Source organism: Xanthomonas citri pv. citri (assembly GCF_000961215.1).
Classification (GTDB): Bacteria; Pseudomonadota; Gammaproteobacteria; order Xanthomonadales; family Xanthomonadaceae; genus Xanthomonas; species Xanthomonas cissicola.
The window spans coordinates 2,475,469-2,497,468 of the sequence record NZ_CP008998.1; the positions used below are offsets into that span (position 1 = coordinate 2,475,469).

Sequence of the window (22,000 nt, forward strand, 5' to 3'; positions counted from 1 at the left end):
GTTGGCCCGAGCAGTAACACGGGCCAAAAGTCTCACCGGAGCCAGGCATGACCGCCGAGGCCCCTACCTCAGCCCGAAAGACCGCTCCCAACGTCCGCTTGGTCGAGCCGCTGAAGAGCGAGGCGTCAGCCAAAGCCAAGTCGCTTGGGATCTCGCTCAACGCGCTTGTCTCGATGGCTGTCCGGCAGTACCTCGATGGCCAGTCCGGCGACCCTGGGCGTGATCCTCTTGTAGCTGCGCTGCTGGCTGAAGTCGACAAGGAGCTTGCTAAGGCACCTGCTCCTCAAAACCGGGCGCCGCGACTGGTCCCTGGAGGGACGATCGGGTCCGGGCGCGGCGCGCGGCCCATCAGAAAGCCACGTAAGGGCGTCTACATCTGTTCACCTCGTCAGGGTTCCCGCCTTGAAATCTTCCTCACCTGTTCCGCTCGCTTCGTCCCGGGCGGCATCCTCGGTGCCTCTTTTCACGTCGAGTACCTCAGAGCCTGGTCGTACTCCGAGCGCCTATGGAACTCCAAAGGCGGCGGCCCCGCTCTTCAGCGTCACACTATCCGTTACGGCACCGACGTCTGATTCCGTGACGCATCACTAAAGGGGGAATCATGCATCCGCGCACCCGATTTCGCGCTCGTTGTCATCGCCGCTTACGCAACTATCGCTATGGTGTTTTGGGCTTCTACGGCTCAGTCACGTTCCCTATCCGCAAGCCTCATTGGTGGGCAATGTGCAAGTTCACGCGGATCTTCTTTTTCTTCTACAAGACGGCCGGTCGACCAGACCTGGCACTTAGCTTCGGTCGCATCTGGCCAGCCAAGCTTGAGATGTGCGTCAAGGTGCTCAACGACGACGGCGATCACCGCGTCGTATTTTTCTGACGCGTCACGAAATTATCTACTCTGGGGTGCGGGGTTCCCCCGCGCAAAGCAGGTCTAAATCCCAATGCCCGCCTCGGCAACGACGCGGGCATTTTCTTGGGCGAAGCACTGGCAAAAACCCGCACCCTGCAGACGTATTTTAATTACGTGACGCGTCACGATAATGCCGATTAAGTGACGCGTCACGAAATTATTTACTCGGAAGATTTTGCATGTGTCGACACTTTGATTTACTCTCAATCCCGCCAAGGGGTTAACCGATGCGACCTATAACTTCCAGATATACATTATGCGAGATTGGCCGTGTTGACGCTCCTGTGCGCCCTGGCGGCCTATCACTGCTGGTCCCTCCACAGGAAGCGGACCGGACAATGACGCTTGATTGCCGCGCAGGAAATGCCCCCGTTCCCGCAGGCATACACCCCATTTGCCGCGGACATACGCCGCACATTTCTCGGAGCCTGGACAAGTCGCCACAGCTTTGATGGAACGACGGAAAAAACGCCCCGGAGTTGACCAGAACAACCGCCAGTACTGAAATCTGGACCTTAAGTTCCAGTTCCTGCAGCTCTGGACCTGGTTCATCAGCGAGCTTCTATCGCTTCGCGGCGGCTTCGATCGCAGCGTGTGCGCGCCATCACTTGGTCGTGCGAAATCGTCGGCCGCGTGTCGGCCACGGCGCGCTCGATCTTCGCCCGGAACTACCAGTCGTAGTCCTCGGCGGCTTCGGTCGACTCAAATTCGGAAACAGGTGGTCGAGTGATACGCCCAGGGTTCCGTAGACACTCAAGACCCTCGTTGCGCGTAGCGCCGTTCAAACTCTACAGGGGACAGGTCGCCAGTTGAACCATGACGGCGTTGTGGGTTGTAGAACATCTCGATGTAGTCGAACACCTCGGCGCGTGCGGCGTCCTTGGTGGGGTAGATCCGCCGCCTGATCCGCTCGCGTTTGAGCAGACCAAAGAAGCTCTCCACCGGTGCGTTGTGCCCCAAGGGCAGGCTTCGCGCTCGTGGCAGTTGCCACGCCGACTCATGCTGCACACCAAGCCATGGGACGCCAGGAAACTGCGCCAGTCATCGCTGGTGTAGACAGACCCCTGGTCCGAATGAACCAGGCAACCAGCGCTGGGTTTGCGCCGCCACACCGCCGACAGCAAGGCCTGCACGACCAACTCGGTATCGGCTCGATCGCGCATCGCCCAGCCGACGACCTGCCTGGAAAACAGATCGATCACCACAGCCAGGTACATCCAGCCTTCATGCGTACGGATGAAGGTGAAGTCGCTCGCCCAGGCCGTGTCCGGCTCGGTCACGTCGAACTGTCGATCCAGCAGGTTGGCTGCCGCCTTGCACGGCGTTCCGCCATGGAAGCGCGGCTTGCGGCCATAGCCCACCTGGGCACGCAGTCCCTCGGTGCGCATCAATCGATGCACCCGATGGCGACTGCAACGCTCACCCAGATCGCGTAGATCCTTGGCAATCTTGCGATGCCCATAGACACTGCCGCTGGCCAACCAGTGGTGCTTGATCAGCCCCAGCAGGCGTTCGTCTTCCTTGGCGCGTTCACTGTCGGGCGACTTTAGCCACGCGTAGTATCCAGCCCGGTTCACCCGCAAAACCCGGCACATCGCGCACACCCTGAATTCTTCGCGGTGGACTTGCATGAAGAGGTACTTTGCCTTTACCCCTTGGCAAAGTACGCGGCGGCCTTTTTTAGGATGTCGCGCTCCTCCGTCACCCGGCGCAACTCGATCTTCAGCCGCCGGACTTCGGCGCTCTGGTCCGCCTCAGCGCGCTGTACTACGCCGGGCTTGCCGAACTTGCGCAGCCAAGCGTACAGGCTGTGCGTGGTGACACCCAGTCGCTCGGCGACCTCTGCCACCTTGAACCCACGATCGGTCACTTGCCGGACCGCCTCGATCTTGAACTCATCCGTATACCGCTTACTGCTCATGGACACCTCCGAATCAGCCATTTTCCATGGCCTTGAGATGTCTAGGAAATCCTGGGCGTATCACCTTCATCCATGCGCAGTTTTCCGGGCTCGGCTGGGAGTTCCCACGCATCATCCAAGCGATGGAAAAGGTGGACGATTTCTACTTCGATGTGCTGCGTCAGGTACGGATGCCACGCTGGTCAAACGGACGAGTGGTGCTGACCGGCGACGCGGCTTGGTGCCCCACCGCCCTCTCGGGCATCGGCACGACGCTTGCGCTCGTGGGTGGCTATGTTCTTGCCGGAGAGCTTTCCAAAGCGGATACGCCGTCAGCCGCATTTGCCCGCTACGAGCAGATCATGCGACCGTTCGTCGAAGAGGGACAGAACATTCCCAAGCTGCTTCCACGCCTGCTGTGGCCGCACACACGCGTTGGGCTGGCGGTGCTGCGCGGTGCCATGCATATTGCTGGCAGTCCGGTCTTCAAGAAATTCATCAACGACCGATTCTCGCGGGACTCCAGATCGATCGTGCTGCCGCGCTATGAGTAGATCGCTGCGGATGGCCTGACCAGGGCACATCGGCCTCAGCAAACAGCCGCGGTGCGCCTGCTGCCTGATCGGTGATGGCATCGGGATGGCGTCTTTGAAGATCGCGTGCAGAGGCGCCGTGGCCCCCCTGTCGAAACAGGTAACACACGACCATCTCAGCGCGTTGTCGACCTGCCTTGGCCGCTCACAAACACGCGATCAATCAAGATTGGGCTTGATTCGTATCATGCTGCTGTCACCGACTTTTTCCCAAGGCTGCCCTTGACCTATTTCTCGCTCTTTGTCGTGTCGCTGATTGCCGCTACCCTGCTGCCGGCGCAATCGGAGGCCGTGCTGGTGGCATTGCTGCTGGACGGCGGTTCCGCGGTTGGCCTGGTGGTGGTTGCAAGCCTCGGCAACGTCCTGGGGTCGTTGATCAATTGGTGGATCGGGCGGGAGGCGGTGCGTTTCCAGGGGCGCCGGTGGTTCCCCATCAAGCCCGACGCCTTGCTGCGTGCGCAAGCCTGGTACCGCAGGTATGGCAAGTGGTCGCTGCTACTGAGCTGGATGCCGGTCATCGGCGACCCGCTCACGCTGGCTGCCGGGGTCATGCACGAGCCGCTGCGTGCGGTGGTGCCGTTGCTGGTCGTTGCCAAGACCACGCGTTATGCCGTGGTTGCATGGGCGACCCTTGCGGTTGCCTGATGACTGGCTGCCTTTGCAGATGCTGCCTGACCTGAAAGCGCCGGATTCCGGTGCCCACGAGCGCTTAACGCAAACCACCTATGCTGTCGGCGCTGCGGGGTAGCTGCAGCGCATGAGCGGCACGACAAAGGAGATTGTATGAAACAGCGACAGACGATGATCCTGGCTGGTTGCCTGATGGCGTCAAGCTCGATCGCCTACGCCGAGGTTGCCAACCTGACCAACAGCGCCGAAGGCGCCAATCGCGATGCGGGCATCGCGGCGGTGAAGAAGAAATTGCAGGAGGCCTGCACATCGCGTAACGGCACGCCGGATCTGGGCTCGTTTGAAGTGGTGTTCGAGAAGACCAGCAAGAATCCGGATGTTCCCAAGCCGTATTACGTCGACGGCAAACTCAAGTGCGATCTACCGCAATAACTTCGGCGCCATTTGCTTGCCCCGTAACGCTGGCTCACTGGAACGTGCAACTGGACTGGCGCCCCTGTTTTGGTGGGGGCGCCTTTTCATGATCTTGACATGCGGGACATGCGCGAGACGCTCTCTCGGACGAAAGATTCATGCTTGTCGCACGAGAATAATCACAGGCCGTTCTACAATTTTCTTGGAAGAAACAGCCGATGCATGCGTGCAGAGCATTACGCATTGGTCGGAGATGCTCGCTTCAATCCTGTCTCCGAAGGGCAGCGGGTTCCTGGATAGATGGCCGCCCTGCCCCATGCGTCGGCGCAGCGGGTTACGGCCCTACACCATCCCTAGCTGCGACCGCGCCACGTCCAATGTCGTCGTGATCTGTACGATCTCGTCGAGCGGGTGCAGCGGCGATTCCATTAGGCCCTGGCCGATATAGCGAGCAGCCGCAGTGGCTTGCCAGGAGAGCGCGCGATAACCACTAACGCCGGTGGGGTCGGTCCAGAGCAGTGGCTCGGTGGCGTAGTCGTTGCCGACCAGACGTAGCGTGGTCGGGTTATGGAAATCGCCTGCCAGATCGATACGGCCAGCGCTACCGGTGACATAGGCGGTGGAGCTGCTACGGGCCACGATGGAACTGATCAGGGTGGATTGCGCGTGCCCGCCATGCGACAGCACCACGGTCGAATAGGCATCGACACCGGTTTCGGTGAGCGCGCCCACGGCCGTGATTGCGCTGGGCGCGCCCAACACCATTGAGGAAAACTGCACGGTGTAGACGCCCAGGTCGAGTAACGCACCGCCACCCAGTGCTGCGTTGCGTTGCCGATGCAATGGATCGCGAGGCCCCGATTGACTCAGGTCTGCGAACACGTGCCGGACTTCGCCCAACGCTCCATCGGCCAGCAGCTTGCGCACTACCGAGATGTGTGGAAGATAACGGCTCCACATGGCCTCCATCAGGAACAGTCCGCGCGCGCGCTTCCTGCACCAGGATGCGGGCATCCTGCGCGCAGGTGGTCATGGGTTTTTCGATCAGGACATGCTTGCCCGCGCGAAGTGCGAGCAGGCCATGTTCCAGATGTTCGCTGTGTGGGGTCGCAATGTAGACGATGTCGACGTCCGGGTGGCGGACGAGCGCCTCGTAGCTGTCGTAAGCGTGTTCCATCGCCCAGGTGTCGGCGAACGTCTGCGCACGTTCGCGGCTGCGCGAGGCTACCGCGAATGGACATTGGCGGGTATTGCGACGCAAGGCATCGACGAATGCGGATGCGATCTTGCCAGGCCCCAGCACACCCCAGCGCAATACAGGTTCGCCGTGGCCTGGCAAGAACAAATCCGGCGTCGGGAATGTCGTCGGCAGCATGATGATGTGCTCTGCATCGGTGATGTTGCGATGCTAGCAAAGTGCCGATGATGTCAACGACGAAGCACCGAGGATGCGTTGCTTACAGGCCATCGATGCCTGCGCGAGCGCCTAGTACCTCAAGGTATGACGATGCATGAAATCGACATCGTGACCTGTTGGAAGCAGCAACCAAGGTTACCGACTGCAGCGACGATCCCCGAGCGTGCACACCGGGATCGTCCCTGCACGGCTGGTCCCGCCTACTGCGGCGCAGCGGCCGTAGTGTCTGGTGTGATGCGCCAGACGATGTTGGCCAGATCATCGGCAACGATCAACGCACCACGCGGGTCGACCGTGACACCGACCGGCCGGCCGCGGGTCTTGCCATCTTCGCCATGGAAGCCGGAAACGAAGTCGATCGGGTCGCCTGCCGGGCGACCGTCGCGGAACGGCACGAACACGACCTTGTAGCCAACCGGCGGATCGCGGTTCCAGCTGCCGTGCTCGCCGACGAAGACACCATCGGCGAACTTGGCGCCCATCGCGCTGGAGGAAAACGCAACGCCAAGTGCGGCGACATGCGAGCCCAGGGCATAGTCAGGCACGATCGCCGATGCCACCTTCTGCGGATCTTGCGGCATGACGCGCGTGTCCACGTTCTTGCCCCAATAGCTGTAGGGCCAACCGTAGAAACCGCCTTCGCGCACCGAGGTGAGGTAGTCCGGCACCAGATTGGGGCCGATTTCGTCGCGCTCGTTGACCACTGCCCACAACGCACCGCTACCGGGCTGGATGGCCAGCGCCGTGGGATTGCGGATACCGGTCGCGTACGGCTTGTGCGCGCCGGTCGCGGCATCTACCTGCCAGATCTGCGCGCGATCGAGCTCGACCGCCATGCCGCGTTCGGTGATGTTGCTGTTGGAGCCGATGGCCACATACAGATAGCGGCCGTCGGCGCTGGCAGTGAGCGCCTTGGTCCAATGGTGATTGATGGCCGACGGCAGGTCGGTCACTTTGGTGGGCGCCCCACTCGCCTGGGTCTGGCCCTCGCGATAGTCGAAGCGCACCAACGCATCCTGGTTCGCCACGTACAGCGCGTTGCCAATCAGCGCCAGCCCATAGGGCGCGTTGAGCTTGTCGGCGAACACCGTTTTCAATTCGTAGGTGCCATCGCCATCTGCATCGCGCAGCAAGGTCAAGCGATTGCCGCTCTTGGCCTTGGAGGTACCCTTGGCCTTGATCGCACCGGCAATGACATCCTTTGGCTTGAGGTTCGGCGCGCCGCCGCCACGGCCTTCTGCCACCAGGATGTCGCCGTTGGGCAACACCAGTGTCTGGCGCGGAATGCCCAGATCCTTGGCGATCGCGGCGATGCGATAGCCTGCCAGCACCGTGGGCTTGCGCTCATTCCAGGCGGTTGGCTCGGCAATCTTCATGTCGGGCAGCAGACCGCGATCCGGCTCCGGTAGTTCCGGCGTTGCGCCGCGCTGACTGACCTCCGGTGCCTTGCCGCACGCGGCCAGCGCTGCAGCAAGAATGGAGACGGTGATGAGGCTGGTGGCCTGACGCTTCATCGTGCACCTCCTACACGTAGACCGGACAATCCTGCCCAGGTCGCAACCAACGCGAACAACGTCGCAATCGCGGACAGCGCCAGGGCTGCCGGCATGACGGCCCATGCGTCGCGGGCATGATGCAAGGCGTCGAAAAAGCCCACGATCCACGCAGCGATCAGCGCAATGATGTAGATCAGGTTACGGCTTCCGCGCACAAGCGCGACGATGGCGCATACCAGCGCGATCGTGGTCAATACCATCGCGCCGACCAACAGCCAGGACGCGAAGTTGCTCCACTGGATCTGATAGCTGCTCCAGTAGGCGTAATCGCTCAGCAACGCGCCGAGAAACAGCGGCCACACACCGCCGAGCACGGCTGCGTGGAATGGGTGGACGGCCCATGGACGGGCCGGAACGGTCGTTGAATTCATAGCGGACTCATTGGGGCAATGGCGAAACGTGCCCCGATGCTGACAGCTTGCATGTGATGAGCGGCGTGATATTTGCGCGATTCATGCGCCTGCAGATGACGGTAGCTGGCGCTGCCTTGTGCCTATCGCACGAACGCAGGGCTGCTCCTGTTGTCGCGTTCGATCCCTGGGCAGCCTGTTGGCAGGACAGCGGCAGCATGCAGGGGTGCACCGCACGCACCTGTAGCGCCCACACCCTGACAACACGCGATGCCCGGCCACGTGCAGCGCAGACCTCCGCTCACGGCGCCTGCTCATCCGCTCCAACGACCGTTCGATGCCCGTCCCGACCGCACGTCATGCATCGCTGGGCGCTGCGCGGCTCCGCTCCCAAGCTGCGCTCCATCCACTGAAGGAGCAGGTTTATGAAGACAATTGCGATGATGCTGCTGGCCACCGCGCTGAGCATGGCTGGCACGGTCCGCGCGACGGAGACCACACCGCCGGCATCAGCCACGGTCGAATTGGCGCGCGAGGCCGCGGCGTTTTTCAAGGACAGCCAGCCCGGCGGCGTGGTGCTGGTGACGCGCGCTGATCAGGTACTGCTGCGCCAGGCCTACGGCATGGCGGACATCGAAAATGGCGTGGCCATGCAACCGGACGCGGCATTGCGACTGGCCTCGGTCAGCAAGCAGTTCACCGCCTTGGCGGTCCTGCAGCTGGTGCAGGCGGGCAGGTTGCAACTGGATGCCTGCTTGGAGTCGCTGGACCCGGCGCTGAGCGGCCCGCTCGCCAAGGTCACCGTGCAGCAGCTGCTCACGCATACCTCCGGCATCAAGAATGTCAGCAGCATCGCCGCCTCGCGCGCGGCGCGGCGGGAGGACACCGATGCGCGGAGCCTGATGAACTACTTCAAGGACCTGCCGCTGGAGTTCGCTGCGGGCACGCGCTTTCGTTACAGCAACTCCAACTACATCGTGCTGACCTATCTGATCGAACGCATCACCGCTCAGCCCTACCCCTTCTACATGCAGCGGTCGGTCTTCCAGCCGTTGGGCATGCTGCATACCCGCTACGATAACCATCTCACCGTGATCGCCAAGCGGGCGCATGGCTATCGCCGCGCCCAGGGCCAATTGCAGAACGCGGACTTCATCAGCATGTCGCAGCCGCAAGGCGCGGGCGGTCTGATCAGCACGGTGGACGATCTGGCGATCTGGCACCGCGCATTGCGCGACGGCTTGCCGGTGTCGGCATCGCTGCTGGCGCAAGCGATGCGCAAGACCACGTTGGCCGATGGCAGCGCCTCGCCCTACGGCTTCGGCTGGATCATCGGCCAGGTAAACGGCATGGCCGACGTAGAGCATGGCGGCTTCATCAACGGCTTCAACAGCTATGTGGTGCGCGTGAGACAGCCGGACGTCTTCGTGACCGTGTTGACCAATGCCGAGTTCCTGGATCCGACCAACCTGAGCGTGCGTCTGGCCGCCATCGCCGCCGGGCATGCCTATGCGGCGACGGTTGCACTGCGCAGCCAGGACCGCGCATGGCTGGGCCGTTACCACTTTGCTGCAGACGATGTACGCGTGCTTGCAGAAGTGGACGGCGCACTGCAACTGCAGCGCGAGGGAGAAGACCCGGTTGCAGTGCTGCCGCATGCCGACGGCCGTTACTACCTGGGCGAGAGCCTGGATGCGTTGAGCTTCAAGAACGGCGGCGATGGCAAGGCAGTCATGACAATGCACGATCGCTTGATGGGTGACAGCAGCGGCACCCGCGAATCGAACAAGGGCAACTGACAAACCAGTGCACAGCTGTCCTCCGGCGTAACCGGTGCCCGGAGTCCGCATATGCCACACGCATGCTCGGTGGTTCCTGTGCGCCATCCACCCTTAGCTGGGCACTGGCAGTTACGTTTGCCAGCCACTGAGAAGCGGCTGGACGCTAAAGGCTAAGCAGCTCTCTGAAGCGCACGCTCTGGCGGCGGGACACGTCCACTTCCAGCCCACCGCGCAGGGTCAGCATCAGGCCACCGTTGCTCCACGGTGCGACCTGCTCCACGAAGTCGAGATTGACGATGTACTTGCGGCTGGCGCGGAAGAATTTGTCCGGCGCCAGTTGCGTTTCAATCGCGCCGAGCGGCCGGTACAGCAATGGCGCATGGTTCTGGAAGTACACCCGGCTGTAGTTGCCGACCGCCTCGATCAACCGCACATCACGCGGCTTGACCAGGAAGCAGTGCTCGCCGTCCTTGATGAAGATGGCACTGTCCATCGCGCGCCGCACCGGGGGGGTGGCAACCGCGTCGCCTAGTTTCTCGATCGCCTGGGCAAGCCGCTGCGGTTCGATTGGCTTGAGCAGGTAGTCCACCGTGTTGTAACCGAACGCCTTGAGCGCATGCGCGTCGAAGGCGGTGGTGAAGATGATGCGCGGTACCCGGCTCAGGCGCTCCAGCACATCGAACGCGTTGCCGCCGGGAAGGTCGATATCCAGAAAGACCACCTCCGGCGTAGCCGATTCGATCAACTGCACCGCACTGTCCACATCATCGGCGTGGCCCAGCACACGCAGCTGCGGGTAGCCCTTGAGCTGGTGCTCCAGTTCGAAGCGGGCCAGCTCAGAATCTTCCACGATCACCGCTTCAATCACGCGCCTTCTCCAATCCATACATGTGCCACCACCCACGTGCCTTCTTCATGTAATTCCAGACCGGCACGTGATCCGAACGAGAGCCGCAGGCGTTGCCGCAGATTCGCAAGACCCGTGCCTCCGCTGCAGCCGGCTTGCAATCGCCCGCTGTTACGCACACGGAGATGCAGCGCATCATCTTGCACCGCAATGCCTACCTGCAGGTCGCCAACGCTGCTGCTGAGTCCCAGGCCGTGCTTGATCGCGTTTTCCACCAGCAGTTGCACACAGAATCGTGGCACCCGTCGCAGCAATGCGGCTGCGTCCACTTGTTCGGCATAGCGCAGGCGCTTGCCGAGTTGCATGCCGACCAAGCCCAGGTAGTCGCGCACGACCCCCATTTCTTCGTCCACGCTCACCAGGGCTTCTTCGCCGCCGGTGAACTGGTAGCGCAGCGTGCCGGCAAAGCGGGTGATCTGTTCGCGTGCCAGCGCTGGATCGATGAGGATGAGCGCTCGAATATTGTTGAGCGTGTTGAAGGTGAAATGCGGGCTGATATGGCCGAGCAGACGTTGCAACTGCGCCTCCTTGAGCGCCAGCCGCAGATCGTTCTGGTGGCGGGTCGCTTCGGCTAGCCGCGTCTGTCTGCTGATCGACAGGTACAGCAGGCTCCAGGCGATGTAGGCCGGCCATAGCAAGGCCGTGCCCGAGATCATCGGCTGCGCCTCGGACAGCGCCATCCACCCCGGCGAGAATCCGCGCAAGCCCAGCAGCACGCTGTGGACCGACACATCCACGCCCAGCGCCGCCAGCAGGCTGGCAACCAGCAACAGGCCCAGCCAACGCACTTGGCCATAGCCATCGGCTTGCAGCGTTCGATAGAGCCGGCGCAGCAGCAGGCTGCCCAACAACCCGCCCACGCTAAAGCCAGCCACTGCGGCCAACTGCAGCCCATCGGGCACCGCGTCCTCGCTGGGCCGAGCCACGTAGGCAATCGCCAGGAACAGCGACCAGCCCAACGTCTGCATCAGCCAGAACATGGGCCCTACTCCACGCATGCCGGGTCTTTCCTTGTCTCTGTCACGCGGCCTCATCTCTGTCCGGCATGCCAGCGACGCATTGCCGCTGATGCCGAGGCCGAGGCCGAGAATAGGGCCGAGTGAAGGCGATTGCACGAGGTGGATGACTGCCGATGCGTTGCTCACCGCAGCGCCGGTCAAACCGGTCGCCAACGCAGTCGCCGTATGCTGGCGTTTGCGCGCTAACCCTGTACGTGATTGGGCGAGGTCGAGCGCGGGCGCGTTTGCTTCTTCAGCAATTCGCCGATGTATTGCTCGGCCAGTTTGCTGCCGATGTCCACGGCGGCCTGCAGCGAACCGAAGGTGGGCGAGCCCAGCAACGGCACCGACTGCCCGCCTACCTGCAAGGTATCCAGGACCACGCGCTGGCGCTCGAGCTGACGGGCCACCACGGCATAGGCAATGCCATGCAGCGTGCCTTCCATCGTCAGCAGATCCTCGGGCGATGTGGTGCTCATCCGCATCGAGCATAACGACGATCGGCCCGGGTGGCAGCAGCACACTTTGAACCGTTTACACGATCGCAACCCGCGCTGCAGCGAGTGTCGCAACCTGGCGCCGGCACAGGTAGCGCTGCGGCGATCGGCCTTGCGTGATGTAGAACCGCGATGGGGCGAGGCAACACTCGGCCGCCAGCGTGCGCCGAACGGCGACACCGGACGCAGCCGCGCAGCGGCAGGCGATGCGCTCCCAGCCCATAACGGCAAGCGCCATCGCTGGCGTTTGATCCAGTCTGCCGTCGGGGAATGGACCTGCGCGTGTCGGAATTTAAATCCACACGTGGAAAAAAATACGCGCCATTCAGCTGCGTCTCCGTCTGAAATATCAACGACCTACAGCTGCTCGCTTTATTTGAAATTCCCGCCCGATCTTTAATCAGAGTGGCGAACTGGTGAATTTGACCCGCCTAACGCACCGGATTACGCACAATGGGCGTCTGCACCTGACCTCGCTTGGTATATTCCCAGAAATATATTGAATGAAACAAAAAAGGGAAATGAGCAAATTAGTATAATTTTGCGGCCAGCAATCTCGCCGCGAAGGCGCAGCGCTAGAGTCCGTTAGATCCGCTAACCTGCGCTTGAATTCGCTACCAGCGTAGTGATTTCACTGACAACGCTGATGCCATTCCCTGATTCACGAAGACCGCAGTCGCATTTAGGATAGCCGCCCCCCGAGATTTGTGATGCCTTATTGTTGAGTACGCTCCCACACCAATCTGCGAACTGACCTGCCAGTGCACTCCTAATTCGTTTTGGCTATGGATTAAATCGGCAGAGCCTATGTGCGCGAATTTTCTCTGAATAGCAACTGTCCATTCACATTTTAGAGAACGTGGACAGCGCCGTTAAACAATCCGCAAGCACTCGGCTAATGCCGAACGCAATATCCGATGCTCCGCGAGCGCATTCCGTAGGAACGAAGGCGCGGCGGTCGAGAATGAATAACGCGTGAAATTAACGCCTTCGCTGGCGATCGTCGGCGCGGGGACCTTCTGCGCCAAATTTGAATCACCAGCAGTAGCGGCGCACTCAATAAACTGGAATCGACAAACCAATGAATCGCTCGCTACTCGCAACCACCATCGCCTCTTGCCTCATCCTGACCGCCTGCGGCGGCGGTGGCGGTGGCGGCAACGTCCGTAGCGACGCGCCGCAGACCACCGTGATCGCACCGACACCGACGACCCCGCCGCCGGCAGCGGATCCGCTGCCCGCGCCCGCACCCGCACCGACGCCGGCCCCGCCACGCTACCAGGGCGTGGGCAGCAATCTGCTGGTGCCGACCAATGCGGATCTGGCGCAGCAGGCTGGCGCGCGTGGCCAGGGCGTGAAGCTGGCGGTGCTGGACGACAACCTGGTGCCGAGCTACGCGCCGATCAGCGGCAAGGTCGACAGCTTCAACGATTACACCGCCAGCCCGGGCACGCCCGAATCGTCGGCCAATGCCCTGCGCGGCCATGGCACGATTGTGTCTGCGCTGGTGCTGGGCTCCGCGCAGGACGGCTTTGCCGGTGGCGTCGCGCCGGATGCGGACCTGTTCTACGCGCGCATCTGCGCCGAAAATTCCTGCGGCACGCAGCAGACCCGTCGCGCGGCGGTGGACCTGGCCGCGGCCGGCGTGCGGATCGCCAACCTTTCCATCGGTGCCTCCTACCCCGATGCCGCCGCCAGTGCCAACGCTGCGCTGGCCTGGAAGTACGCACTGACCCCGTTGGTGCAGGCCGATGCGCTGATCGTGGCCTCCACTGGCAACGAAGGGGCGGCAGAAGCCTCCTACCCGGCCGCAACGCCGGTGCAGGAAGCCAGCGTGCGCAACAACTGGCTGGCCGTCGGTGCGATCAATATCGATAGCGCCGGCAATGCCGCCGGCCTGACCAGCTATTCCAATCATTGCGGCGCCGCTGCGCAGTGGTGCCTGGTCGCGCCGGGCAGCTATACCGCCCCGGCCCTGGCCGGCACCGAATTGCAGGGCCAGATTGCCGGCACCTCGTTCTCCACCGCCGCCGTCAGCGGTGTCGCTGCGCAGGTGCTGGGCGTGTATCCGTGGATGAGCGCTTCCAACCTGCAGCAAACCCTGCTGACCACCGCCACCGACCTGGGCGACCCGGGCGTGGACGCGCTGTACGGCTGGGGCCTGGTCAATGCGGCCAAGGCGATCAAGGGCCCGGGCCAGTTCGCAAGCAACTGGGCGGCCAATGTGACCGCTGGCTACGACAGCACCTTCAGCAACGACATCTCCGGCGCGGGCAGCCTGACCAAGAGCGGCGCAGGCAAGCTCACCCTGAGCGGCACCAATACCTATAGCGGCGGCACCACGATTCAGGATGGCGTGCTGTCGCTCACCGGCAGCCTGCGTTCGGATCTTCTGGTGGCCAATTCGGCCACCTTCGAATCGCGCGGCGGTGTCGTCAACGGCAACTACAGCCTGGTCAACGCGACCGGCACCACGGCCATCGAACTGGGCAAAGGCCTCGCCGTCACCGGCCAGGCCAGCCTGAAGGGCAATCTGCTGTTGCTGCCGGAGGCGGCCGGCTACACCGTCGGCAGCACCGAGAAGATCGTCAAGGCGGGCGTCCTGCAAGGCACGTTCGACCGCGTGCAGTACGCCAACAATTTCTTCTGGACCGCGGCACTGTCTTACGACCCGACCACCGTCACCGCGACCCTGACCCGCAATGCCTCCGCGGCCAGCGCACAGGCGGCCGGTGCGCCGCAGTCGGTGGTCAACGGTGCGAACCAGGCCGACGCGCTGGTCAAGGTGCTGGATACGCGGGTCGCCTCGGGCGACACCGACAACCTGGGCGGCCTGATCAGCGCCACCGGTTCGCTGATTGCAGCATCCGATGCGCAGGTTGCTGCATCGCTGCCGACCCTGACCGGCCAGGTGCACGGCATCGAGCGTACGCTGGGCTTCCAGTCTGCGCTCAACGACGCACGTGTCGCCGCCGACCGCCTGCCCTACCTGGCCGATACCACCACGCTGACCACCTGGATGCAGGGCAGCTACCTGGACGGCGATCTGGGCCGTAGCGGTTTCGATTCGGCCGATTACACCCAGCAGGCCACCACCTTCGGCGTGGATCTGCCGATGGGCAACGCCGGCACCATCGTCGGTGCGGCCGTGACCTCCGGCCAGGACCGTGCGCACATCGCGGCGTCTTCGAGCCGACTGCGCTCGGACCGGTATGCGATGACCGCCTACCTGTACCAGCCGATCGGCCGGGCGTATCTGTCGGCGACCGGTTCGTACGGCATGAGCAACGTCGAAACCGAGCGCAACGTGCAGGCCGGCAGCATCGGCGAGCGCCTGCAGGACCGTCGCCACGACACCAACTGGTCGGCACGCGCGGAAATCGGCCTGATGCCGCAGGCCGGGTTGTCGCCGTTCGTGGCCGCCGGTGTGGTGAGCCAGACCCAGGATGCCTTCAGCGAAGCCTCGGTCACGGGTCTGGGCTTGAGCGCGAACAGCGACACCCTGCGCGCAGGCTATGGCGAGGTGGGTGTGCGTGGCCATCTGGCACGCGGCAAATGGGGCTTCGATGGTCTGGTGGCGTATCGCTCGCTGCTGGGCAACCCGAATTCCGACTTCTCGGCGTGGTTCACCGGCTTGCCGGAAGCGCGTTTCAATGTCGCCGGCGAGCCGGTGTCCAAGCAGTCGCTGCGCGCCTCGGTCGGCCTGCGTTACCAGCTCAACGATGCGTTCTCCATCTACGGCAACGTGGGTGCCGAGCGCGGTCGTTCGGACACCAACAGCATCAATGCCAACGTCGGCCTGCGCTGGCAGTTCTGATCGCAGCCGATGCAGCGGTGCTGCAGGTGACGCACGTGATGATGTCGCGCCCACGGCTGCGCGACAGATAGAAGAAAGGCCCCGGCATGTCCGGGGCCTTTTCGTTGACGGCCGCATGCGAATGCCGAACTGCCAAGCGCTTGGCTGACACGGCGTCCTGCGTGCCGACCGCGCGCAGGCGATACGAAGGTATATCGATGCGATGTCCATGGACTGGCGAAAACGCCCAAAAACCCCTGGTTTCGCGCACTGACGGCTGGCACCATGCACGCCATCGACGCGGCTGCAGCACGCGTTGCAACTGCCCCAGCCCCGATGGCTGGCGCGCAACCTCACACCTGTGGCGATGCGCCATGGGTGCCAGGCGATGCCGATGGACGCCGCTGCCGGCAGCGAGCGTAGATCCCTCGCCGATGCAACCGCGCCCTGCGTTCGCGCATCGCCGACCGCGGGTGCAAGGCCTTCCCTCTCCCCGTTCGAGTCATCGCATGCCGTCCCCCTTCCCGCGTTCTACGCTGGCAGCTGCCTGTGTGTGCAGCTTGCTCGCTGGCTGCGGAGCAACGCCGCCGCCGGCCGCTCCCTCGCCGCTGCTGATCCACACCAACATGCAGGTGATGGTGCCGGCGCACTCGCCCTTGCGTGCCAGCCTGCGCGTGCAGGCGGTGCGCAGCCAACCCATCGCACCGCTGCTGCAGATGCCGGCCGTGATCGAGGTCTTGCCCGAGCGGCTGGTGCGGGTCGTGCCGCCGTTGGCCGGGCGCGTGGTCGCACTGCCCAAGACCCTGGGCGACACCGTGCGTGCTGGCGATGTGCTGTGCGTGCTGGATTCTGCCGAACTTGCCAGTGCCTACAGCGATGCCGGCAAGGCGCGCGCCACGCTGGAACAGGCACGTCTGGAACTTGCCCGGCAGAAGGCGCTGGCAGCGGACAGCATTTCCGCTGCACGCGATCTGCAGGCAGCGCAGCAGGCCTTCGACAGCGCGCAGAACGATGCACGGGCGGCCAGCGATCGCCTGGCCCAGCTGGGTGTTGCTGCGCAGGCGAGCTCGCACCGGCGCTATGTCGTGCGTGCGCCCATTGCAGGCCGCTTGGTGGACCTGAGCGCTGCGCTGGGCGGCTTCTGGAACGACACGTCAGCGTCACTGATGACGGTGGCCGATATCTCGCAGGTGTGGCTCACCGCCAGCGTGCCGGAACGCGAGATTGGCCAGGTCTTCGAAGGTCAGCCGGTCACTGCCAGCCTGGAGGCCTATCCAGCCCAACGCTTCGTCGGCCAGGTGCAACACCTGGATGATTTGCTCGACCCCGCCACCCGCACATTGAAAGTCAGGGTGGCCTTAGAGAACCGCGATGGCCTGCTCAAGCCGGGCATGTTTGCGCGCGCCCAGTTCCACTCGCGTCCCCGACAGGCCCTGCTGGTGCCCGACAGCGCGCTCTTGCAGATGGGACTGTACACGCGGGTGTTCATCGAAACCGCGCCGTTCGCTTATCGCTCGCGCATCGTGGCCACCGGCCGCGCGATGGATGGGTATACCGAGATCCTGTCCGGCCTGAAGGCCGGCGAGCGTGTGGTGATCAAGGACGGAGCCTTGCTCAATGATTGAGGCGATCACCACCACCTGCTTCCAGCGGCGCGGCATCGTCTGGCTGGTCTTCGTACTCATTGCGTTATACGGCACATGGAGCTGGACGCAGCTGCCGGTGGAGGCTTACCCGGACATCGCCGATGTCACCTCGCAGGTGGTCACGCAGGTCCCGGGCCTGGGTGCGGAAGAAGTGGAACAGCAGATCACCGTGCCGCTGGAACGTGCGTTGATGGGCACGCCCGGCCTGCATGTGTTGCGCTCGCGCAGCCTGTTCGCTCTTTCGTTGATCACGCTCGTCTTCGACGATGGAACGGAAGGCTACTTCGCGCGGCAGCGCGTGCTGGAACGCATACAGGCGGTCACCCTGCCCTACGGCGCGATTCCCGGGCTCGACCCATATACCTCGCCCACCGGCGAGATTTATCGCTACACGCTGGAATCGAAAACACGCAGCCTGCGCGAGCTGTCCGATCTGCAATTTTGGACGGTGATTCCGCGCCTGCAGAAGGTGCCAGGCGTGGCCGATGTGACCAACTTCGGCGGCCTTACCACGCAGTTTTCGCTGGCGCTGGAGCCGGACCGCTTGACCCGGTACGGGGTGTCGCTGCAGCAGGTCAAGAGCGCCATCACCAGCAACAACGCCGATGGCGGCGGCAGCGTGATGGACCGTGGCGAACAAAGCTACGTGATCCGCGGCATCGGCCTGCTGCATTCGTTGCAGGACATCGGCAACGTGGTGGTGAGCAGCGGCAATGGCGTGCCGGTCCTGGTCAAGGACCTGGGCGAGGTGCGCTACGACAATGTCGAGCGACGCGGCATTCTGGGCAAGGACGGCAACCCGGACACGATCGAAGGCATCGCGTTGCTGCTCAAGGACAGTAACCCCTCGGTGGCCTTGCAAGGCATCCACAGCGCCGTGGAGGAACTCAACAACAGCGCGTTGCCCAAGGACGTCAAGGTGGTGCCGTATCTGGATCGCACCGCGTTGATCGACGCCACAATGCACACGGTGAGTGCCACGCTGACCGAAGGCATGCTGCTGGTGTGCGTGGTGCTGTTGATCTTCCTGGGTAGCCCGCGCGCGGCGGCGATCGTGTCGTTGACCATCCCGCTGTCGTTGTTGATCGCCTTCATCGTCATGCACCACCTCAAGATTCCCGCCAATCTGTTGTCGTTGGGCGCGATCGACTTCGGCATCCTGGTCGATGGCGCAGTGGTGCTGGTGGAAAACGTCTTGCGCCTGCGCGAAGAAAACAGCCAGCGTGCATTGACGGCGCGCGATGCCATCGACGCCACCCTGCAGGTGGCGCGGCCCATCTTCTTCGGCATGGCGGTGATCGGGTGTGCGTACCTGCCGCTGCTGGCATTCGAGCGCATCGAATACAAGCTGTTTTCGCCAATGGCCTACGCGGTGGGCGCGGCCTTGATCGGTGCGCTGCTGGTGGCGCTGGCACTGATTCCTGGCCTGGCGTGGCTGGCGTTCCGCAAGCCGCGCAAGATGCTGCACAACCGCGTACTGGAAGAACTTGGGCAGCGCTATCGCGCAGTGCTGGAACGCAGCGTGGGCCGACGCGGTTGGCTGCTGGCTTGCGCCGCGCTGGCGCTGTGCGTGCTGGCATTGTTGGGGGGCAGCATCGGCCGCGACTTCTTGCCCTACATCGATGAAGGATCGCTTTGGCTGCAGGTGCAGATGCCGCCGGGCATCACCCTGGACAAGGCCGCCACCATGGCCAATGCCTTACGCAAGGCCACGCTGGAATTTCCAGAGGTGTCGTACGTGGTCACCCAGACCGGGCGCAACGACGACGGCACCGACTACTGGACGCCTTCGCATATCGAAGCGAGCGTGGGCCTGCGTCCCTACAAGGAATGGCCCGCCGGCATGGACAAGCAGGCATTGATCGCTGCGCTCGGCGCACGTTATGCACGGATGCCCGGTTACACGGTGAGCATGATGCAGCCGATGATCGACGGCGTGCAGGACAAGCTCTCCGGCGCGCACAGCGACCTGACCGTGAAGGTGTTCGGCGACGATCTGCAGCAGGTTCGCGGCGTTGCCGACCAGGTGGCCTTCGCCTTGCACAAGGTGCCCGGGGCTGCGGACATCGCCGTGGATGTAGAACCGCCCCTGCCCAACCTGCAGGTGCGTTTCGACCGCGAGGCGGCAGCGCGCTATGGCATCAATGCGGCCGATGTGTCGGATCTGATTTCCACCGGCATCGGCGGCAGCCCGATCGGGCAGATGTATCTCGGTCAGAAGAGTTACGACCTTACCGTGCGCTTTCCGCAACGGTATCGCAACGATCCGCAGGCCATTGGCGCGTTGCGCCTGCGCACCGCTGCCGGCGCCGAGATACCGCTCTCGGCGGTGGCCAACATCGCGACCACCAGCGGCCAGAGCGTGATCGTGCGCGAGATGGGCCGGCGCAACATCATCGTGCGGCTCAACGTGCGCGGCCGCGATCTGTCCAGTTTTCTGAGCGATGCGCAGGCCACGCTCGCGCGGCAAGTGCACCTGGACCCGCAGCACATGCAGCTGGTGTGGGGCGGCCAGTTCGAGAACCTGCAGCGCGCCCAGGCGCGCTTGCTGGTGGTGCTGCCGACCACCTTGTGCATCATGTTCGTGTTGCTGTTCGGCGCGTTCGGCAACCTGCGCCAACCGACATTGGTGCTTGCCGCCGTGCCGCTGGCCATGATCGGCGGATTGGCTGCACTGCATCTGCGCGGGATGACGCTCAATGTCTCCAGCGCGGTAGGTTTCATCGCCTTGTTCGGGGTCGCGGTCCTGAACGCGGTGCTGATGCTCGCGCAGATCAACCGGCTGCGCCAAGACGTGGGCATGTCCTTGCGCGAGGCGGTGGTGGCCGGCGCGGTGAGCCGCATGCGTCCGGTCCTGATGACCGCGACGGTGGCAGCGCTCGGCCTGGCACCGGCGATGCTCGCCACTGGCCTGGGCAGCGATGTGCAGCGCCCCTTGGCCACGGTGGTGGTTGGCGGCTTGGTCACCGCCACGCTACTCACCTTGGTGTTGTTGCCATCGCTGTACTACCTGATGGAAGCCTTCGTCGCAACGCGCCAGGGCCGTCAGGGGACGACACCATGACAGACGTTCGCAACGCATTGCTCGCCAGTGCCGTGGCGGCATCGCTCGCCGCCTGCGCAGTAGGACCGGACTTTCAGCGCCCCGCTGCGCCTGCTGCCGATCGCTACACCGCCAACGCGTTACCGGTAACGACCGCAGCCGCCGACGTAGCACATGGTGGTGCGCAAGAGTTCGAGCCTGGGCAGGAACTGCCGGCCGCCTGGTGGCGCGCATTCGGCTCGCCGCAACTGAATGCTGTGGTGGAGCGGGCATTGCGTGCCAATCCGGATCTGCAAGCCGCCGACGCAGCGCTTCGCCAGGCGCAACAGACGCTGGCCGCGCAACGCGGTGCCTGGCGACCGCAAGCGGATCTGCGTGTGGATGCCAGCCGGCAACGCGACTCGGTGGTGCCGGCGCCGGATGCCGGCATCGACACACCGTATGCGCTACGCACCGCCCAACTCAGCGTCAGCTATACGCTGGACGTGTTTGGCGGCACGCGGCGGCAAGTGGAAGCGGCGGGTGCGCAGGCACAGGCGCAGCGCGATCAGCGCGATGCGGCGTACCTGAGCCTCACCGCCAACGTGGTGAACGCGGCCATCGGCGAAGCGGCCGTGCGCGCGCAACTGGATGCGGCGCGCGCGCAGGTCGCCATCGCCAAGCAGCTCTGCACGCTCACCGCGCGCCAGCAGGCGCTTGGCGCACTCGGCGCAGCGCAGGTGCTGGCCCAACGCACTGCGCTGGCACAGGCGCAGGCCGCGGTGCCGGCACTGGAAAAGCAGCTGGAACAACAACGGACCCTGCTCGCGATTCTGGGCGGGCAACTGCCTGGCGACGCTGCGGGTGAGGCATTTACGCTGGATACCTTGCAGCTTCCGGCGCAACTGCCGTTATCGTTGCCCTCGCGGTTGCTCGATCGCCGCCCGGACATCCGCGCCGCCGAAGCGCAGGCGCATGCTGCCAGCGCATTGATCGGCGTGGCGGCGGCTGCGCGCTTGCCGTCCATTAGCTTAAGTGCGGCCAGCGGCGGCTCTGCATCCGGTGTCGGGCGCATGTTCGCGGCCGGCAATACGCAATGGTCGGTGGCCGGCGGCCTGCTGCAGCCACTGTTCCATGGCGGCGCACTTGCGCATCAGCAACGGGCGGCCGAAGCTGGCTACACGCAGGCCATGGCGCAGTACCGCAGCGTGGTGTTGAACGCATTTGGCGAGGTTTCCAACGCGCTCACCGCGCTGCAGAGCGACGCGCAGAGCCTGCACGCCTGTGCCGATGCGCAAGCGCTGGCGGAGCGCACGCTGGCGCTGGTGCGACGTCAACAGGCGGTTGGTGCGGTGGGCATGGCGGATCTGCTGCAGGCGCAGCAGGCCTACCAGAGCACGCAGGCCGCCACGGTCCAGGCACAGGCCGCGCGCTACACCGACACCGTGGCGCTGTATCAGGCCCTGGGTGGCGGGCCGTGGTGGTCGCCAGCGGCCCGCACGCCCAAGCCCGCGGTTCCATGAATCACGCGCTGCATCCAGCGCCGGTTGCGTAACGGCGGCGCCGCCAGCTGAGACAATCGCCGC

General features: G+C 63.8%; 15 protein-coding genes, 1 other RNA gene and 3 pseudogenes. 11 read left to right on the forward strand and 8 right to left on the reverse strand.

What is annotated here, in order from left to right:
* Nucleotides 1-47: 47 nt before the first annotated feature.
* Both AMD14_RS11265 and AMD14_RS24635 read left to right on the forward strand, forming a co-directional pair.
* A complete protein-coding gene (locus tag AMD14_RS11265; RefSeq protein WP_015463186.1) occupies nt 48-572 on the forward strand; it encodes a hypothetical protein in 525 nt (174 codons plus the stop codon).
* A gap of 29 nt (nt 573-601) precedes the next feature.
* Nucleotides 602-874, forward strand: coding sequence for a hypothetical protein (locus AMD14_RS24635; protein WP_015471900.1), 273 nt, complete (start codon nt 602-604; stop codon nt 872-874).
* Nucleotides 875-1,458: 584 nt separating this feature from the next.
* Here AMD14_RS24635 and AMD14_RS25685 read toward each other — a convergent pair.
* Entirely contained in the window at nt 1,459-1,551 is a 93-nt protein-coding gene (locus tag AMD14_RS25685) for a hypothetical protein (protein ID WP_327237550.1), read from the reverse strand.
* 109 nt (nt 1,552-1,660) lie between these two features.
* Nucleotides 1,661-2,828, reverse strand: a pseudogene (locus AMD14_RS23340) (IS3 family transposase).
* Between the two features lie 65 nt (nt 2,829-2,893).
* Here AMD14_RS23340 and AMD14_RS11285 point away from each other — a divergent pair.
* The 3 genes and pseudogenes from AMD14_RS11285 to AMD14_RS11295 form a co-directional block, all read left to right on the forward strand.
* Nucleotides 2,894-3,361, forward strand: a pseudogene (locus tag AMD14_RS11285) (Rossmann-fold NAD(P)-binding domain-containing protein); the annotation flags it as partial.
* Nucleotides 3,362-3,622: 261 nt separating this feature from the next.
* On the forward strand, nt 3,623-4,045 hold the full coding sequence (locus tag AMD14_RS11290; RefSeq protein WP_011051354.1) for a YqaA family protein: 423 nt from the start codon (nt 3,623-3,625) through the stop codon (nt 4,043-4,045).
* Between the two features lie 138 nt (nt 4,046-4,183).
* Complete coding sequence (locus AMD14_RS11295; RefSeq protein ID WP_005916019.1) at nt 4,184-4,462, forward strand: hypothetical protein; 279 nt, start codon at nt 4,184-4,186, stop codon at nt 4,460-4,462.
* Nucleotides 4,463-4,786: 324 nt separating this feature from the next.
* Here AMD14_RS11295 and AMD14_RS25555 read toward each other — a convergent pair.
* The 3 genes and pseudogenes from AMD14_RS25555 to AMD14_RS11315 all read right to left on the reverse strand — a co-directional run bounded on the left by AMD14_RS25555 (nt 4,787) and on the right by AMD14_RS11315 (nt 7,788).
* Nucleotides 4,787-5,819 (reverse strand): annotated as a pseudogene (locus tag AMD14_RS25555) (Gfo/Idh/MocA family protein).
* 242 nt (nt 5,820-6,061) lie between these two features.
* Nucleotides 6,062-7,375 (reverse strand): PQQ-dependent sugar dehydrogenase, encoded by a 1,314-nt coding sequence (locus AMD14_RS11310; RefSeq protein WP_011051357.1) that lies wholly within the window; start codon nt 7,373-7,375, stop codon nt 6,062-6,064.
* Entirely contained in the window at nt 7,372-7,788 is a 417-nt protein-coding gene (locus AMD14_RS11315) for a hypothetical protein (protein ID WP_005916026.1), read from the reverse strand. The genes AMD14_RS11310 and AMD14_RS11315 overlap by 4 nt, the downstream gene beginning before the upstream one ends.
* Before the next feature lie 404 nt (nt 7,789-8,192).
* On the opposite strand from AMD14_RS11315, the gene AMD14_RS11320 reads away from it, so the two are divergent.
* On the forward strand, nt 8,193-9,566 hold the full coding sequence (locus AMD14_RS11320; RefSeq protein ID WP_011051358.1) for a serine hydrolase domain-containing protein: 1,374 nt from the start codon (nt 8,193-8,195) through the stop codon (nt 9,564-9,566).
* A gap of 49 nt (nt 9,567-9,615) precedes the next feature.
* Nucleotides 9,616-9,692, forward strand: a non-coding RNA gene (locus AMD14_RS23350) — sX9 sRNA.
* Nucleotides 9,693-9,711: 19 nt separating this feature from the next.
* Here the strand turns inward: AMD14_RS23350 and AMD14_RS11325 are convergent.
* The 3 genes from AMD14_RS11325 to AMD14_RS11335 form a co-directional block, all read right to left on the reverse strand.
* Complete coding sequence (locus AMD14_RS11325; RefSeq protein WP_015463190.1) at nt 9,712-10,416, reverse strand: LytR/AlgR family response regulator transcription factor; 705 nt, start codon at nt 10,414-10,416, stop codon at nt 9,712-9,714.
* A complete protein-coding gene (locus tag AMD14_RS11330; RefSeq protein ID WP_015463191.1) occupies nt 10,413-11,435 on the reverse strand; it encodes a sensor histidine kinase in 1,023 nt (340 codons plus the stop codon). Before AMD14_RS11330 ends, AMD14_RS11325 begins: the two co-directional genes overlap by 4 nt.
* 221 nt (nt 11,436-11,656) lie before the next feature.
* Nucleotides 11,657-11,932 carry a hypothetical protein gene (locus AMD14_RS11335; RefSeq protein WP_005916037.1) on the reverse strand — a complete coding sequence of 92 codons (276 nt, stop codon included), beginning with the start codon at nt 11,930-11,932 and terminating at the stop codon, nt 11,657-11,659.
* A 1,099-nt stretch (nt 11,933-13,031) separates the two neighbouring features.
* Between AMD14_RS11335 and AMD14_RS11345 the strand changes: the two genes are divergently transcribed.
* The 4 genes from AMD14_RS11345 (at nt 13,032) to AMD14_RS11360 (ending at nt 21,937) form a co-directional block, all read left to right on the forward strand.
* Nucleotides 13,032-15,767 (forward strand): S8 family serine peptidase, encoded by a 2,736-nt coding sequence (locus AMD14_RS11345; RefSeq protein ID WP_011051362.1) that lies wholly within the window; start codon nt 13,032-13,034, stop codon nt 15,765-15,767.
* Nucleotides 15,768-16,255: 488 nt separating this feature from the next.
* Complete coding sequence (locus tag AMD14_RS11350) at nt 16,256-17,371, forward strand: efflux RND transporter periplasmic adaptor subunit (RefSeq protein ID WP_040107623.1); 1,116 nt, start codon at nt 16,256-16,258, stop codon at nt 17,369-17,371.
* Nucleotides 17,364-20,456 (forward strand): efflux RND transporter permease subunit, encoded by a 3,093-nt coding sequence (locus AMD14_RS11355; protein WP_011051365.1) that lies wholly within the window; start codon nt 17,364-17,366, stop codon nt 20,454-20,456. The genes AMD14_RS11350 and AMD14_RS11355 overlap by 8 nt, the downstream gene beginning before the upstream one ends.
* Nucleotides 20,453-21,937, forward strand: a complete 1,485-nt coding sequence (locus AMD14_RS11360; protein WP_011051366.1) for an efflux transporter outer membrane subunit — start codon at nt 20,453-20,455, stop codon at nt 21,935-21,937. Before AMD14_RS11355 ends, AMD14_RS11360 begins: the two co-directional genes overlap by 4 nt.
* Nucleotides 21,938-22,000: the final 63 nt, after the last annotated feature.